Below are 16,578 nucleotides of genomic sequence, written 5' to 3'. Positions count from 1 at the left end.
ATCTCGCTTTGCGTACAATGAAAGAGTGATACTCGATCGACAGAACCGCATTAACAGCGCCGAACTGCGCGCTCGGCTTGGCAAAATCTCTGGACAGCTGGAGGATGACGACCCTTCGTCACCCATGGGCCAAATGTCGGAATTCATCAACCAGATGCAGGTCTACGAGGGTGCCATGTATGAATTGAGCACCAAACTGGAGATTCTCGATTCCGAGTTCCAAGTGCGCTTTTCCCATAATCCGATTCACCATATGGAGCGCAGGCTCAAGTCCGTGGACTCCATTCTCGAAAAGCTGCAGCGCCGAGGACTGCCCGTGACGATCAATTCGATCCGCGACAACCTGTTCGACATTGCGGGCATCCGCGTGATCTGCAACTACCGTGACGACGTGTATTCGGTGTCCAACTACCTGTCCACGCAATCGGACATCCAAGTGCTGCAGGTCAAGGACTATATCAAGAATCCCAAGCAGAACGGCTACCGTTCGTTGCATGTCATTTACGCCGTGCCCGTGTTCCTGTCTTCGGGCGCCCACTACACGCCCGTGGAAGTACAGTTCCGCACGATCGCCATGGACTATTGGGCGAGCCTCGAGCACGCGTTGCGCTACAAAGCCGACCTTCCCGACACGAAATACACCGAGCATGCCCAGACGCTGCTCGATTGTGCGCGCTCCCTGCAAAATGTGGAGACGCAGATGCAGACGATCCACCGTGACATCAACGGCGCTCCGCAAGTGGTGGAAGCTCCGCACGAACATGTGAGCCGTTGAGCGATCCAAGCGCTATTGTCGGGGAATAGAGGGGGATGCGGCGCGCGCCGCGAACAATATAAATATATAAGGATTTGGTATGGCCATCAGTGCGAAAGAACAAGCGTTGTCGAAAACGTTCACGTCGGATTTCCGGTTCACGGTCCCGCCGTTCCAGCGGGCGTACCAGTGGAAACGTGAACAGATGGCCCAGTTGATCGACGATATTGTCGACGCGTGCCGCAATGGCGAGCCGTATTTTCTCGGCTCCCTTATTCTCGTGCACAATGGCGGATCCAAATACGATGTGATCGACGGACAGCAGCGTCTCGTGTCGCTCACCATTTTGTTCGCTGTACTGCTCGATTTGGAAAACGACCACGGATATGGCGACAAACTGCACGAACTCATTATGGAACCCGGCGACAAATTGCGCGGCATCGAACCCGAACCGCGCCTGAAACTGCGCGATCAGGACGCCCAATTTTTCCGCGAGCATGTACAAAGCGGCAATTTGGAATCGTTATTCGACTTGCGTGAGCAAGAGTGCGAGACGCAGGCCCAGAAAAATATCGTGAGCAACACGCGCTACGCTTACGATCAGCTGGGACAGATGAACAATGACGAGCGCCACGAGTTCTTGAAATTCCTTGTCAACCACATCATGCTCGTGATTGTCATCACGGACGATATTGCCGGCGCGTACCGCATTTTCGACGTCATGAACATGCGTGGCCTGCCGCTTACGGCCTCGGACGTGTTCAAGGCGAAAACCGTAGCCCACATCCCCTCGTCGTTGCGCGACGCGTACGCGCAATTCTGGGACGCCATCATGGAACCCTTCGGCGACGACGCCACGAAAATCGAGCATTTCTTTACCGACCTGTACCTGGTCATTACGGGCAAACCGGTGTGCGAGCAGCTGCTCAACGACTTTTCCCAGTCCGTGCTCGCCCCGTATTTCCAAGGCGACCGCGGTACTGAATTCATCGACCGCATATTGCGCCCGTATGCGTCAGCTTGGAACGTCATCGACCATGCGTCGCGTTCCGTATTCCCTGATTCTATCCAGCATGGTCTGGCCAAGTTCCACGACTATCCCGTGCATGACTGGCGCCCCGTGGCGATGTGGGCGATCGTGCATTCCGTATCCAATATCAAGGATCCGGATGTGAGTTTGTTGGGGAACGGCAATACCGCTCCCCTCGTGCACGATATTCCGCGCCTTGAGGAAATCTTGACGGCGCTTGACCGTGTGACGGGCGTATTTGCGCTCAATTCGGTAAGTACCTTGGAGCGGCGTACGGCCATGAGCAAGGCCGTGCGCGATTTGCGCAACGGACTGGCGGTTCAACGTGTTACGGGATTCTTGGTTTCCGCGCACGACCAGCGTGTGGCCATGATGCGCCTGCGCGGCGAATTGACGATGAACGACGATATGAAACGCGTGCTGCTTATCCGCGCCAATGAACAGCTCACGGGGCGCCCCATTACGCGTCCGCGCAGCCTGAATACCGTACATATTCTGCCCGAACATATTTCCAAACATTCCACCTTCGCCTCATGGCCCGCGGACATCTGCGATTTTTGGAGCGAACGCATCGGCAATCTCACGCTGACGCAAGCGGGCGCCAAAACGGTGGAGCCGCTTGAAGATTTCCAGGCGAGGCGCGCCAGAATATTGGCCGATCCCACTTCGCGGCGCTTCCCGCTGACCGCGCAGCTTGAAGATTTGGCGCAATTGACGCCTGAAGCGTTGGAACGCCGACAGCAGGAAACCGTCACGTTGATCGCCCAGGCTTGGAACTTGCGCTATGACGAGCACCATGTGGATCTGACGCTGGTATCCGACGAGACGCTGCGCCGGTCCACGTCGCACAAGGCGCGACCGAATTCGCGTCATGTGAGCGTGCGGGAAGTGGTGAACGCCGGGCTGCTGGCCGTGGGCGAAACGCTGGTATGGGAACGCCCGCGCAAGCGCGAGCGTTGGGAGATTACGGTGACGGCGCAAGGATTGCGGCTTCCCGACGGACGCGAAGTCGCCACGCCGACCGCGGCCGCGCGCGCCGTAACCAACGGTACGGGCGCCAGCGGCGGCCTGAATGTATGGAAGCGCACGAGCGACGGAGAGTCGCTCGGCGCCATTTGGAAGAAATACCGCGAACAGGTTCGCTAGACGTCACTCCACATACATGGAAGCCGGGTACGCCTCGTAGGTGCACTCGCCGAGCTGGTCGACGGTCACGTATCCGGCCGGGGCGTTGATCACGTCCGGAATGCGGTTGACGATCGTGCCGCAAGTCAGTTCCACCGTGGCCGGCTTGACCACGTGGAATTCGATGTCCGGTTCGCCTTCGATCTTCCAGTCGCACATGTCGCCGTCATCAGGTCCGTACACCTTGCCGATGCAAGCCGTTTCGAGCGTCACGCCCTGATGCGTCCTTGTGGTGACCACGGCCGACATGCCCACGCATGTTCCCGCGGGAATCGTGGCGCCCATCGTTTCGCTGTACACGTCGGTGTCCAGGAAATACGGCACGGATTGCTGGGACTGGGACATGATCGTCAATCCCAGCTTCTGCGCCAACGATTCATTGGAATTCCACACGTAGCTCGGCACTACCGTCTCCGGATGGGCGAGCTGTTCCTCGAATTCCTCCGGGGACAATCCCACACCGTGCGCCTTGGCGAGCGCCAGTCCGTAGTCTTCCACGTTGTAGCTTACGGCGCCCGTGATCTTGTTGATGTTCGCGGCGCCGCCGGCCACCTGCGCGACCATGTTGATCCAGAAAATGTCCTGCATTCCCGAGCCGACCATGGTGGCGCCGTGTTCCTTGGCGATGCGGTCGAGACGGTTGGTGACCGCGGGATTCGTGGTCCACGGGTAAATCGCCTCTTCGCACGTGGTGATCACGTTGATGCCGCGGCTTAGGCATGCTTCGCACATGGCTTCGATGTCGTCCATGAAGCTAAACAGCGTGACTACGGCGATGTCGGCGTCGCACTCGTCAAGCACCGCGTCCACGTTGGCGCTAATGGGCACGTTCAACGGACCAATGCCCGCATACTCGCCCACGTCCATGCCCACGATGGCTGGATCCACATCAATGGCTCCCACAATCTGAATGCCCTTGCTGTGCATGTAGCGAATCGTGTATTTGGCCATCTTGCCGCAGCCAAACTGGATTGCTTTGATTGGTTCCATCTACCTTGCTCCTTTGCGGGGTGGAATAAATCGATACCGCCAGAACCCTTCACACTCCGACGGTCCGCATTGAGCGTATCTTGGGCCTGTCAAGGGAATCAATACCCCACAACGAATTTTGGGCGCATCTCTTCCATATGCTGGACCGTACGCATTATCTGGACTTCTTAAGCCAATTCCCAGCCTTATTTGGAATAGTGCCACATGAGAGATTGTTGAATCGTATTAGTGAGGCCGAAATCCGGCCGATTGTATGAAGGAATACACCATGTCGTTTGGTCAGCAACCTTGGGGAGGCCCCAATAACGGGAATGCCGGCAACGGCCAGCAACCGCAAGGATATTATCAAAACCACAACCAGCAGCCGTATGGCAGCCCGTACAACCCGCAGTACCATATGGGTCCCAACGGCGCCGCCATCAATACGCAGGCCACCTACAGCTATGAACGCGCCCAGCACGTTTCCATGACGCGCGCCTATGGCGAGATGACGATCGGTCTGCTGCTTACGGCCGTAGTGGCCATTGTCACGCAGATGAGCGGCCTGTACATGCGTTTTCTTGTGGCTACGGGCGGCATGGGCATGTGGATTCTGGCCATCATCCAGATTGTGCTCGCCATTGCGTTGGGCGCCCGCGTCATGAAGATGTCCACGGGAACGGCCCGCGCCATGTTCTACATTTACGCGGCGCTGATGGGCGTAACGCTCAGCACCATTTTCGGCGCCTTCGATTTGACGACGATCGGCATTTCGCTGGCCTTGTGCGCGGGATTCTTCTTCGCGCTGACCATGTTCGGCCTGACCACGAAGGGCAATATGCTCAAGGCCGGCCCGATCCTGCTTATCGCGCTGGTGGTGCTGATCATCGCTGAAGTCATCATCATGCTCTTCTTCCCGGGCCAGACGGCACTTATGGTCATCTCGGCGCTCGGTCTGATCCTGTTCGCGGGCATGACGATCTATGACGCGCAGTTCACGCGCGCCATCTTCGCCCAGTACGCTTCGCAGGGTCCGGAAATGATCAAGAAGATTTCCATCCTGTGCGCGCTGAACCTGTACCTGGACTTCGTGAACATGTTCCTGTACATTCTTCAGCTGTTCGGACTGAGCCGCGACTAGTCGCCGCTTGCCAGGACATACGCATCTATAGGAAAAGGCCTCCGCAAGGAGGCCTTTTCCTATTCCACTGGCAGAGGTGGTCAGCGCCTGCGCATCAGATTGCGCAGCACGTATTGCAGGATGCCGCCGTTGCGGTAGTATTCCGCTTCGCCCGGCGTATCGATGCGCACCACGGCTTCGAATTCCGTGCGCGAGCCGTCCTGGTGGGTTGCGGACACATGTACGGTGGCTGGCGTTTCACCATCGTTCAACGCCGTGATACCCGTGATCGAATACAGTTCCGTGCCGTGCAGGCCAAGCGACTCGGCGCTTTCCCCCTCGGGGAATTGCAACGGCAGCACGCCCATGCCGATCAAGTTGGAGCGGTGGATGCGTTCAAAACTTTCGGCGATCACGGCCTGTACGCCCAGCATCATGGTGCCTTTGGCGGCCCAGTCGCGCGAGGATCCCGTGCCGTATTCCTTGCCGGCCAACACCACAAGCGGCACGTCGTGCGCCTGATAGTTTTGGGAGGCCTCAAAAATCGTGCTCGGCTCCATGCGCAGGAAATCATAGGTGAATCCGCCGTGGATCATGTCCTCGCCCACCGAGTCGAACAGCATGTTGCGCAGGCGGATGTTGCCGAACGTGCCGCGCATCATCACTTCATGGTTGCCTCGGCGCGAACCGTAGGAGTTGAAATCCTTGACGGCCACGCCGCGATCGGTCAGGTACTTGCCCGCGGGGCTGGTCGCCTTGAACGCGCCGGCCGGGGAAATATGGTCGGTAGTCACCGAGTCCCCAAGCAACGCCAGCACGCGCGCGCCTTCAATGTCCTGGACGGGCTGCGGTTCGTGCGTCATGCCGTCGAAGAAGATCTGGCGGCGCACATACGTGGAATTCTCGTCCCAGTCGAACAGTTCGCCCTGCGGCACATCCAATCCGTTCCAATGCGCGTCGCCCTGGAACACGGAGGCGTAATCGTCCACATACATGTCACGGTCCACGAATTCGTCCACCATGTTCGCGACCTGCTCATTGGTCGGCCAAATGTTCGCAAGGAACACGTCGTTGCCGTCACGGTCCTTGCCCAGGGGCTGGGTGGCGAAATCGAAATCCATCGTGCCGGCGAGCGCATAGGCGACCACGAGCGGCGGCGACGCCAAATAGTTCATTTTGACGTCGGGACTGATGCGTCCTTCAAAATTGCGGTTTCCGGACAGTACGGCCGTTACGGCCAGATCGTTGGCGTTGATGGCACGCGAGATTTCCGGCAGCAGCGGTCCGGAGTTGCCGATGCAGGTGGCGCATCCGAATCCCACCACGTTGAATCCGAGCGCGTCGAGATCCTCCTGCAGGCCCGAACGGCGCAAATAGTCGGCCACGACCTGGGAGCCCGGCGCCAGCGACGTCTTGACCCACTGTTTGGGCGCGAGTCCCTTGCGTACCGCGTTGCGCGCGATAAGTCCGGCCGCCATCATGACCGACGGGTTCGACGTGTTCGTGCATGACGTGATCGACGCGATGGCCACCGCACCGTTCGTGATTTCGAAGTCGCCGCGGAAATCGGTGGATACGGCTACGGGGTCGAGCGTGGTGTCGTCGCCCAAGTATTCGGGCAGCGTCTGTTCGAATGTGCGCTTGGACGCGGCCAGTTCAATGCGGTCCTGCGGCCTCTTGGGGCCGGCGATGGACGGCACGACGGTGGACAGGTCGAGTTCGAGATATTCGGAGTATTGCGGTTCGCAGTAATCGGGATCGGCCGGATCATGCCACAGCTTGTTCGCCTTGGCGTAGGCTTCCACGAGCGCCACATGCTCGTCGCTGCGTCCTGTCAGGCGCAGATAGTCGAGCGTAATCTCGTCGATCGGGAACAGTCCGCAGGTGGAACCGAATTCGGGGCTCATGTTGCCGATCGTGGCGCGGTTGGCCAGCGGGATTTGCGCGATGCCTTCGCCGAAGAATTCCACGAACTTTCCTACCACGCCGTGGCGGCGCAGCATGTCAGTAATAGTGAGCACCACATCGGTGGCCGTCACGCCTTCCTGGATGGAGCCCGTGAGCTTGAATCCCACCACGCGCGGCACAAGCATGGAAATCGGCTGGCCGAGCATGGCGGCTTCCGCCTCGATGCCGCCCACGCCCCATCCGAGCACACCGAGGCCGTTGACTGTGGTGGTGTGCGAATCCGTGCCCACGCACGAGTCCAAGTATGCGAGCGTGCGGCCGTCGTCCAGAGCCTTGCTCATGACGACTTGCGCCAAGTATTCAATGTTGACCTGATGGATGATGCCGGTTCCGGGCGGCACCACACGGAAGTTTTCGAACGCCTGCTGGCCCCAGCGCAAGAACTGGTAGCGTTCCGCGTTGCGCTCGTATTCGCGTTCCATATTGCGTTCCACGGCGTCCGGAACGGCGTACGAATCAATCTGTACGGAATGGTCGATAATCATGTCCGACTGGACTTGCGGATTGATAACGGCCGGATCTCCTCCCAAATTGCGTACCGCGTCGCGCATCGTCGCCAAATCGACGATGCAGGGCACGCCCGTGAAATCCTGCATGACCACGCGCGAGGGCGTGAACTGGATCTCATGGTTGGGATCGGCCGCCGGATCCCAGTTCAGCAAGTCACGCACCTGCTCTTGCGTAATATTGCGGCCGTCCATGTTGCGGACCAGATTTTCCACAAGAATACGCAAGGAAAACGGCAGATGGTCTATGCCTTCAAGATTTGCGATATTGACATACGCGTAGTCGTTTCCTGCAACGGAAAGCACATCATACACAGAAAGCTCCTTCCACGAGCGCACCAGTGCGGGGCTACTGTATAAAGTTCTTTGTTACCGTTTCTTTACGGACCGCCATCGTGAGACGAGACGCATGCCGTAGGGGAACAGGCGCGGTACCACGAGCAGGCACAGCGTGAAAATCACCACGCCATAGCCAAGCGCGATAAGCGCCGTCCACATCAGCGAGCCCGTGGGAATGACGAGCGCGAAGAAATGCGCGACAAACGGGATGCACGCGCCGGTCACGCCGACGGCGGCGAACGCGAGCACGAGCAGGCCGCGCCACGAATTGAGCGGACGCGCCACACGGGCCAGCACCACAATGCTCAAAATGAACAGCATCATGGCGCAAATGGACCGCAGCTGCGTAAGGTCGGCGGCCGACGAATCCACATGCCAATGCATTTGTGCGGGAATGAACCATGCGGTCATGAGCACGGCAAGCGCGATACCCGCGCCGCACGGCAGCGCGAACTGGAACACGCGCGTCAAGAATCCCGGAATATAGCGGCGCGTATTGGGCGCGAGCGCCAGAATGAACGCGGGAGCGCCAATTGTCAGCGCGCCGATATAGGTAATATGGCGCGGCAAATACGGGTACGGGATGGCTGTCAGCACCACGCCGAAGGAAATAAGCGCCGAATATACGGTTTTGACGAGGAACAGGCTGGCCACACGTTCCATGTTCGCCATCACCTGGCGTCCGCGGGCCACCACGGTGGGCAGATGCGAGAATTTGGAATCCACGAGCACCACTTCGGCCACGGCCTTCGTGGCGGGAGCGGCGTTGCCCATGGCGATGCCCAGGTCCGCCTCTTTCAAGGCAAGCGCGTCATTGACGCCGTCGCCCGTCATGGCCACCACATGATGCTTGGCGTGCAAGGCCTGCACAATGGCCTTTTTCTGTTCAGGCAGCACGCGGCCGAGCACATCCACGTCCTCAAGCACTTGCGCGAGCTGGTTAATGTCGGACGGCAGTTCGCGCGCGTCCATGGCGCGCGGCTCCCGATCCCCTGTCAAACGCACCTTGGAAGCGATGGCGCGTACCGTGGCCGGATTGTCGCCGGAAATCACGCGGCAGCGCACGCCCTGCTCGCGGAACCATGCCAATGTGGATTCGGCGTCGGAGCGGATGCGCTCGCTGCACAACACCACGGCCATGGGCAGCGCTTGCGCGTCCAGGCCCGGATTCGTGGCGAAATCTTGGGGCGCCGCATGCGCGTCGCACACCATCAGCAGCACGCGGTTGCCTTGCGCCGCATACTGTTCCACTTGCGCCGCCACATCATGGTAATCGCCGTCAAGCGCGGCCAACAGCACTTCGGGAGCACCCAGATACCAGCGTGAATCGTCGTATGCCACGGCGCTCCATTTGCGCGAGCTCGAGAACGGAACGCGCGTACGCACGTCGCCCACGCTCACATGGTCGGCGCCCAACGCTTCCAGAACGGCGCGGCCCGTGGCGTTGGGCTGCTGTTCGTTGGCCAGGTCGAATAGCGCTTGGCGAATATCGCTGTCGCTCGCGCGGGCGCCTTCGACGGGCGCCACACGGTCCAGCTGGATGCCGCCGTCGGTAATCGTTCCCGTCTTGTCAAGATTCAACGCGTCCACGCGCGCCAGCGTCTCCACGGAATCAAGATTCTGCACAAGCGTGTTGTGGCGCGCCAAACGGATGGCGGCCAGCGCAAAATTCAGCGAGGTGAGCAGCACGAGACCTTCGGGAATCATGCCCACCACGCCCGCGACCGACGAGACCACGGCATGGCGCCACGAACCGGTAGCGATCGCCTCGGACCAGCCACCCACCGTACCCATTTGCGTACAGATCAGCAGAATGCACAGCGGCACCACGAGCACGGTCATGAATTTAAGGATCGTGTTGATGCCGTGGTTCAAGTCGGACACCGTCTTTTTATAGACTTTCGCCTGCGCCGTCAACGTGGCCGCATAACTGTGATCCCCCACCGCGCTTACCGTAACGAGCGCCACGCCGGCCGTAACGGTGGAACCTGAAAATACCGTGTCACCGGCCTTTTTGCGCACGGTACGCGATTCGCCCGTAATCATCGACTCGTCAAGCTCGAGCCCCCAAGTCTGTACAATAACGCCGTCCGCGGGCACCTGTTCGCCTGACCCCAGCCACAACGTGTCACCGAGCACAATCCGTTCGCCGGGCACATCCACATTCTTGCCGCCGCGGCGCACCACATAGTCGGACGCTACCAAAATGGAAAGTTTGTCGAGCGCGTGCTTCGCTTTCAACTCCGTGGCGATGCCGATACCCGTGTTGATAATGATCACGAAGCCGAATACGGCGTCTTTCCACGAACCGGCCAGCAGTACGAAAATCATGGCCGTGATAATGATGCCGTTGAACAGCGTGAAGACGTTGGAGCGGATAATGGACGCCAATGAGCGCGACGGCTTGTCATTCACCTCGTTGGTCTGTCCCTGGTGTACGCGCTCTTGCACCTGCTCTGCGGTGAGCCCGGATTCGGAAACGTCAGGAAGCGTTACGGCAGCATTCATGGTTTCCACCCTAACCTACGGGACGCGCACATATGAAAATTGTTCAATAAGCTTGAGATCAAGTATGAGACGCAACGGTGATGTGCTTGGCGTGCGGTTCATCGCGCACAATGGCGTCCACCGCGCTCGCGAAAGACGCGCTGTCCATGTTGTGGCCGGGAACCGTAATGGATGCTGCATACAGCACGGGATCGGCGGGCAGCGCTTCGGCATTGATGAACGCCACGGCCACGCCGGCGTCGCGCGCGTTCTGCAATGCCGCCGTCCATGCGGCGCTCGCGGCCTGCTGTTTGGTAAATCCGTCGATCAGTACCAGATGTGCGCGCCGATGCACGAGATCCGCCACGGCACCTGTTCGGGAGTCGTCCGAATCGGAGCCTCCCATATATAGTCCCACCATGTTATGGGAGTCCAGCGCTTTGAGCATGGCCAGGGTTGGAGCCGATTCCTGGGAAGATCCCACAATACCCACGGTAATGCGGTCGCCTTGCACATAATCATGGGCGATCGCCGCGGCCGTTTTCTGCGTGTCCCCTACCGCGGCGTCATGAGGGGCGCATGCAGCGGCGCCTATTGCATATGCGGCGGCCAACAGCATGGCGGCGAGCGCCCGCACGCACCGCTGTATCTTGTTCCGCACGCGACGGTTCGCGCCCCCGCCCTTCATGCTGCCGTCCATACCGTTGTTCATCGCGCGCGGCTTACTGTTCCGCGGACGCTTCGCCGGTCGCCTGCTCGCGCGTACCATCCGCTTCAAGCTGCGCCTTCGCCTCGCGCGCTTCACGGAATTTCTCCTGCATCGTCGGATTCTTGTAGGTGAGCCGGCGCACGGTCACGTCCTGCACTTTGTTGTTCGCAAGCCGCAGGTTGTTTTGGGAACCAAGCAGTGCCTGTTTTGTTTTCTGCAAATGGTCGATCGACTTGTCGATTTCGTCGATCACCGTTTGGAATTTGCGTGACGCGAGATCGTAATTGCGTTCGAACCCTTCCTTGAATTCGTTGAGCTTGTCTTCAAAATTCGTGATGTCGATGTTCTGCGTACGCATCTGTTCCAACTCGAGCTTGTATTGTAGCGAGTTGACTGCGGCGTTGCGCAGCAGTGTGATCATTTGGATGAAGAACTGCGGACGGATCACATACATCTTCGGATACCGATAGGAAACGTCCACAATACCGCAGTTGTACAGTTCACTGTCTTCTTCGAGCATCGAGACGAGCACCGCGTATTCGCAGCCCTTCTCTTTGCGGTCCTTGTCGAGTTCCTTGAAGAAGTCCTCGTTCTTGTGCTTGGTGGCCGTGGTTTCGTTCTGGTTTTTCATTTCGAACATGATCGAAATGATTTCCGTGCGGTCCTCTTCGTTCGCGGGCTTGTCATAGTCGCGGAAAATGAAGTCGCCTTTGCTGCCCGTGCGCGCGTCATTGTCTTTCTCGAAATAGGCGTTCGGGAACATGCCCATGCGCATCGAGTTGAATTGGGTCTGGCAATGCTGTTCAAGCGTCTCGCCCACCATTTTGGTCGACAGGCGCGTTTTGAGGTCTTTGAGTCGTTCGATCGTCTCGTCACGGTCGCGCAATTGCAGTTCGTAGCGTTCCTTCATCGACTTGCGTTCCAGATCGGTTTCCAGCTGCGCCTTGTCGAGCGAGTTTTTCAGTTCGTCACGTTCGCGTTCAATGTCGGTGACGGCCTTGATCACGTCCAGGTCGCGCTTCTGGTCGGCAGTCTCGAGTTGCATGGTAAGGCGAGCGATTTCGGCATCCTTTTGCGCATTGGCCTGCTGCAATTGGGATTCGAACTGCGCCTTGAGCTCGGCGATTTGGGCGTCCTTATTGGACTCCATTTGCCGCAATTCGCTGTCCGCCTTGGCTTGCGCGAGCTCCATTTCCTTGCGGTTGTTATCCTTGAGGATCTGTTCGCGCGACTTGAGTTCGCGGTCAAATTCCTTGCCGCGTACCTGCTGCGCGATCTGTTCGTATCCGGCTTCGTCGATCGTGAACACCGTGTCGCAGTGCGGACAACGGATTTCATGGTTGGCCATATCTACTCCCCTCATCAAATGTCCGTATTGTACGTCCGCTTGCCACGGTGTGCACGATCTTTTCGCCGTCGCTTACTTGCGGAACAGCGCCACCGTTTCCACATGGTGCGTCATCGGGTAAATGTCGAATGCGCGAATGTCGGCGAGCGAATGGCCGAGCTTGGTAAGCGTGGCCGTGTCGCGCGCTAGGCTTGTGGCGTCGCAGGCGATATAGATGACGGCGGGAGCGCCGGACTGGGCGATCTGCTGGCACACCTTGGCCTTGGCGCCTGCACGCGGCGGATCGAGCACCACCACGTCGGGGCGGCCCAGTGCGCGCGGCACGTCACGCGACAACGTCTTGGCCACGTCTCCGCAACGTGCGTCAATGACGTCGCGCAGTCCCGCTTCACGAATGTTCGTGTGGGCGCTGGAAACGGCCAGTTTGGATCCTTCCACGCTCAGTACGCGCGTGGACGGCGCCGCAAGTGTGGCCAGCGGCAACGTGAACAGGCCCGAGCCCGAGTACAAATCCCATACGGTCGCCTGCGGCTTGCCCTGCAGCACTTCGTGGACGAGTCCCATCACATGCTGCGGCAGCGCCATGGGCGCCATGCGGTGCATTTGCCAGAAGCCGCGGGCATCCACTGTATACGTGAATTCCTTGTTGTCTACGCTCATGCGTTCGGTGAGCTTGTTGCGGCCGGCGTGCAGCTTGCCGTTGACGAGTACCGCGTAATTGCCGTCTACGGCTTGCCATGCTTCTTCAGAGCTTGTTTGTGGTGTGGACACGTCCACGGAACGCGGTTCGGGAACGGCGCAACGGATCTGGTCCCCCGGCTTGAATCCGCCTTCCCACACCTTCGTATGCTCGGCCACGGCCAACAGCGCGTTCGTGGCCAACGGCATCGTGGTCAGCGGCACGCGCACATGCGTGCCACGGCGGTGCATGGACGGTAGGCCGTCCTCGCCGGCCATCATTTCAATACGCGTACGCCAGTGCAATCCGCCCAGCGCCTCGTCGCCCGGCATACGTTCCACGGGCACTTCCACGTCCACGTGTCCCAGCCTATGCATCTGTTCGGCCACCATGCTCGCCTTCCAAGCGAGCTGGCCCGGAAGCGACACATGGATAAGGTCGGCGCCTCCGACACCGCCGCCCATGGCGAGAGGGCCGGCCAATGGCCATGGCGGCGTGACGCGTTCGGGACTTGCTTCCAGTACTTCGGTCACTTCGCCCGTCCAGAAACGGTCGTCACGATTGTGCGGTTCGTCCAACGAAACCGTCACCAGTTCTCCCGGCAATGCGAAGCGGATAAATACCACTCGTCCGTCAATATGTCCTACACATCGGCCTTGGTCTGCGTACCGTTCCACGCGTACCGTTGCGTCCATGCCCTAGTTCTCCCTATATTTGCGGCCTCGCCCGTATGCGGGCGGCGCCGTTTACTCATGCTCCGTATGGTCCGAATGCCCGGAATGCTCCGACTCGGCGCGCAGCGATTCCTGTTGCTTCATTCGAATCTTACGCTCATGCATGGGATTGGCCACAATAAGGAATGACACCCAGATGGCGAGCGCCCAGAACGGGATGCCCATAATCAGGCGCGAAACACCGAGCCATCCCACCTGGTCGGTCGCATAAAGCGGCACTTGTACGGCAAGGCGCAGCGCGAACAGGGCGATCCATAGCCAGGTAATTGTGGTGTATGCCTTCATAAGCGGCTTGTCCGACCGCCAGCCGTTGAGCCATTGGCGGTAGTGTTCCGTGGGAAGCGTACGGATGAATTCGATGACGAATCCCAGTCCCGGCACATGCACGGCCAGTGACACGAGCAACACCACGATATAGGCGCCGTTCGTAATGAAACCGAGCATGTAATAGTTGCGCGCATCGTTGCTTTTCCATGCCCAGATCAGGCAGATGGCCACGGCGAGCAATCCTGAAAGCGCCCCCATAATCGACTGGCGTTGGATCAGGCGCACGATGACCTGCAATACGGCCAACAGCGCCGAAACGAGCACGGTCAGCTGCAAGTTGCTCGTAATGATGAACATCACCACGAATACGACGCCCGGCAGCATGGATTCGACCACGCCGCGCGGGCCGCCGATGGCGTCGATAATGGAAAAGTCGTCGCTGTCCGCGCTTGCCAACGCGCCCAGACCGGTTCGTTTGCCGGTCCGGGAAGTTGATTGAGCCACGCGCGCCCCTTAGCGCAGTTCGGAGAACATCGGACCGCGCGACAGCGTGGTTTTCACTTCCGTCTCGTGGTCGGAGCTCAGCGGTCCCTTAAGCGGATCATTATCGTTCAACGGGTTGGAACCGTTGACGTCTTGTGCGCCTTGGGCGTTCTTGGCCGCTTCGCGACGCTCGTTGGGCGTCATCGGCGCGCTCATCGGGATCAGGTCGCGCGGAGCGAGCGGCGCGTCACCACGCTCCACCACGATGTTGGCGAAGAACTCGTTGAGCGTCTTGGCTTCTTCGCTGTCCTCGTCGGTGGCGGCGTTGCCGGAGAAAATGCCGCGCAGCATCCAGCGCGGGCCGTCCACGCCCACAATGCGTGTCATCACGGTTTTGCCGCTTTTGACGGTTACAGGCAGCAGCACTTCGGTGCCGAACTTGCCCTGCTGCTCGCTGGCCTGCGGGTTGGCTTCCAGTAAGTCGGCGCGCACATCGTCCCACAGTCCCAACGTCTTGGGCGCGGCGAACGCTTCCACTTCCACGCTGCTGGCCCCCAGCGTCATCGTGCTGCCCAGCACTTCGCGCGTGGCGCGGTTGGCCTTGATGCGCAGCGACATGCCCGGCACGAACGGCAGATAGTACGAGCCAAGCGACAGGTACTCGTCATAGTCCGGGGCGGCTTCGTCGTCCACATCCCACGGACCGACCATTTCGCCGCGGCCCACATATTCCATGCTGACCGACGGCTCGTCACTGTCCATCGTTTCCATGCCGGCCTTGGCCAGCGCTTCATTTTCTACGGATTCATCGGCGGTTTCTTGAGCGTCTTCGTGCGCAGTTTCGAGGGTTTCCTCGGCTACGTTGCCGGCCTCATCCTGCTGCTGCTTCTTCTTTTTACCGAAACCGAACAGTCCCATCAGTTCCTCGTTTCATATTCGCGGTACGCAATTCACGTCGTTCACCAGACTAACACCAACAGGCGCGGTACGCTGGCGTCCCCTCGTCAAGATTTCGCAAGGAAACGGGCGTGCGCGCGAGTGGATCAAAAATCATAGGTGATTGTCAATGGCGCATGGTCGCTCCAACGCGTGTTATAGGTGCCCGACTTGTCCACGGAGAACGTTTGCGCCGTGGCGGCCAATTCCGTGGTGGCGAACTGGTAGTCGATGCGCCAGCCGGCGTTGTTGTCGAAGGCGCGTCCGCGCTGGCTCCACCACGTGTACGGTCCCTGCACGTCTCCGGCCAGGCGGCGCGTGACGTCCACGAAATGGTATTCGTTGATGATGCGGTCGATGTATGCGCGTTCCTCAGGCAGGAAGCCGTTGTGTGTCTCGTTGCGCTTCCAGTCCTTCAAATCGAGCGTGGTGTGCGCAATATTGAAGTCGCCCATTACCACGGCCTGGTTGCCTCCTTCGGCCGCGATCTTGGACAGTTGGTCGAACCTCACCATCATCGCGTCGAGGAAACGGTATTTCTGCGCCATTTTTTCAGGGGATTTCACATCGCCCGCGTGATTGTACACGCAGCAGACCGTGAGATTGTGGTTGTCGGGCGTCACGACATCCATTTCGATCCATCGACCCGTGTCCACGTCGTCGTCGGACGGCAGTGTCGCCAGTCCGTACCGCTTGTCCGTCACTTGGTAATCCGTGAGCAGTCCCACTCCGGCGCGGCCCTTGATGCGGCATACCTCGTCCATGCGGGCCAGGTCGTCGGCCGACGCGATTTTGCCTTCCGACGCGTAGTCGTTCGCGTATGTGGCGAACAGGTCGTCCAGTACGTCCTGTGGGGCGCGCGTTTCCTGCAACGCCACAATATCCGGCGTGTATTCGTCGAGCCACTGTTCAAATCCCTTGCGCTGGGAAGCGCGAATTCCGTTCAAATTGACGGTTGCGATACTCATAGTCATGTTGCCGACATTACCAGCGCAACCGCGCAATCGGCCGTGATTTTTCTGACAGAATCTGCACGCTCCATAGAGAAGTACTGAAAATTCGCT

Annotated in this window: 12 protein-coding genes; 3 read left to right on the top strand and 9 right to left on the bottom strand. The window is 59.3% G+C overall.

The genetic code is table 11. The annotated features are described in order from the left end of the window. Window positions 1-25: 25 nt before the first annotated feature. A complete protein-coding gene (locus BMAGN_RS02260; protein WP_022859092.1) occupies window positions 26-775 on the top strand; it encodes a GTP pyrophosphokinase in 750 nt (249 codons plus the stop codon). A 79-nt stretch (window positions 776-854) separates the two neighbouring features. Next, window positions 855-2,930 (top strand): GmrSD restriction endonuclease domain-containing protein, encoded by a 2,076-nt coding sequence (locus tag BMAGN_RS02255; protein WP_022859091.1) that lies wholly within the window; start codon window positions 855-857, stop codon window positions 2,928-2,930. Window positions 2,931-2,933: 3 nt separating this feature from the next. Here the strand turns inward: BMAGN_RS02255 and BMAGN_RS02250 are convergent, their stop codons facing one another. Beyond that, window positions 2,934-3,959: an NAD(P)H-dependent amine dehydrogenase family protein gene (locus BMAGN_RS02250; RefSeq protein ID WP_022859090.1), complete on the bottom strand. Its 1,026-nt coding sequence runs from the start codon at window positions 3,957-3,959 to the stop codon at window positions 2,934-2,936. Between the two features lie 268 nt (window positions 3,960-4,227). Here BMAGN_RS02250 and BMAGN_RS02245 point away from each other — a divergent pair, with 268 nt between their 5' ends. Then, the gene (locus tag BMAGN_RS02245) at window positions 4,228-5,079 is read left to right on the top strand and encodes a Bax inhibitor-1/YccA family protein (RefSeq protein ID WP_022859089.1); all 852 of its coding nucleotides are present in this window, start codon (window positions 4,228-4,230) and stop codon (window positions 5,077-5,079) included. An 80-nt stretch (window positions 5,080-5,159) separates the two neighbouring features. Here BMAGN_RS02245 and acnA read toward each other — a convergent pair whose 3' ends face one another. The 8 genes from acnA to BMAGN_RS02205 all read right to left on the bottom strand — a co-directional run bounded on the left by acnA (window position 5,160) and on the right by BMAGN_RS02205 (window position 16,488). Next, complete coding sequence (acnA, locus tag BMAGN_RS02240; RefSeq protein ID WP_022859088.1) at window positions 5,160-7,847, bottom strand: aconitate hydratase AcnA; 2,688 nt, start codon at window positions 7,845-7,847, stop codon at window positions 5,160-5,162. A gap of 54 nt (window positions 7,848-7,901) precedes the next feature. Beyond that, window positions 7,902-10,379 carry an HAD-IC family P-type ATPase gene (locus BMAGN_RS02235; protein ID WP_026501836.1) on the bottom strand — a complete coding sequence of 826 codons (2,478 nt, stop codon included), beginning with the start codon at window positions 10,377-10,379 and terminating at the stop codon, window positions 7,902-7,904. A gap of 58 nt (window positions 10,380-10,437) precedes the next feature. After that, the gene (locus tag BMAGN_RS02230; protein WP_152593238.1) at window positions 10,438-11,070 is read right to left on the bottom strand and encodes a hypothetical protein; all 633 of its coding nucleotides are present in this window, start codon (window positions 11,068-11,070) and stop codon (window positions 10,438-10,440) included. A gap of 10 nt (window positions 11,071-11,080) precedes the next feature. Beyond that, window positions 11,081-12,415 carry a DUF2130 domain-containing protein gene (locus BMAGN_RS02225; protein WP_022859085.1) on the bottom strand — a complete coding sequence of 445 codons (1,335 nt, stop codon included), beginning with the start codon at window positions 12,413-12,415 and terminating at the stop codon, window positions 11,081-11,083. Window positions 12,416-12,487: 72 nt separating this feature from the next. Beyond that, entirely contained in the window at window positions 12,488-13,789 is a 1,302-nt protein-coding gene (locus tag BMAGN_RS02220; protein WP_022859084.1) for a class I SAM-dependent RNA methyltransferase, read from the bottom strand. Between the two features lie 51 nt (window positions 13,790-13,840). Beyond that, window positions 13,841-14,560, bottom strand: coding sequence for a DUF3159 domain-containing protein (locus BMAGN_RS02215; RefSeq protein WP_081640838.1), 720 nt, complete (start codon window positions 14,558-14,560; stop codon window positions 13,841-13,843). A 48-nt stretch (window positions 14,561-14,608) separates the two neighbouring features. Then, window positions 14,609-15,496 carry a DUF3710 domain-containing protein gene (locus tag BMAGN_RS02210; RefSeq protein WP_022859082.1) on the bottom strand — a complete coding sequence of 296 codons (888 nt, stop codon included), beginning with the start codon at window positions 15,494-15,496 and terminating at the stop codon, window positions 14,609-14,611. Window positions 15,497-15,621: 125 nt separating this feature from the next. Then, a complete protein-coding gene (locus BMAGN_RS02205) occupies window positions 15,622-16,488 on the bottom strand; it encodes an exodeoxyribonuclease III (RefSeq protein ID WP_026501835.1) in 867 nt (288 codons plus the stop codon). Window positions 16,489-16,578: the final 90 nt, after the last annotated feature.

Source organism: Bifidobacterium magnum (genome assembly GCF_000741255.1).
Taxonomy (GTDB): Bacteria; Actinomycetota; Actinomycetes; order Actinomycetales; family Bifidobacteriaceae; genus Bifidobacterium; species Bifidobacterium magnum.
This window is presented reverse-complemented; position numbering and strand designations above follow the sequence as displayed.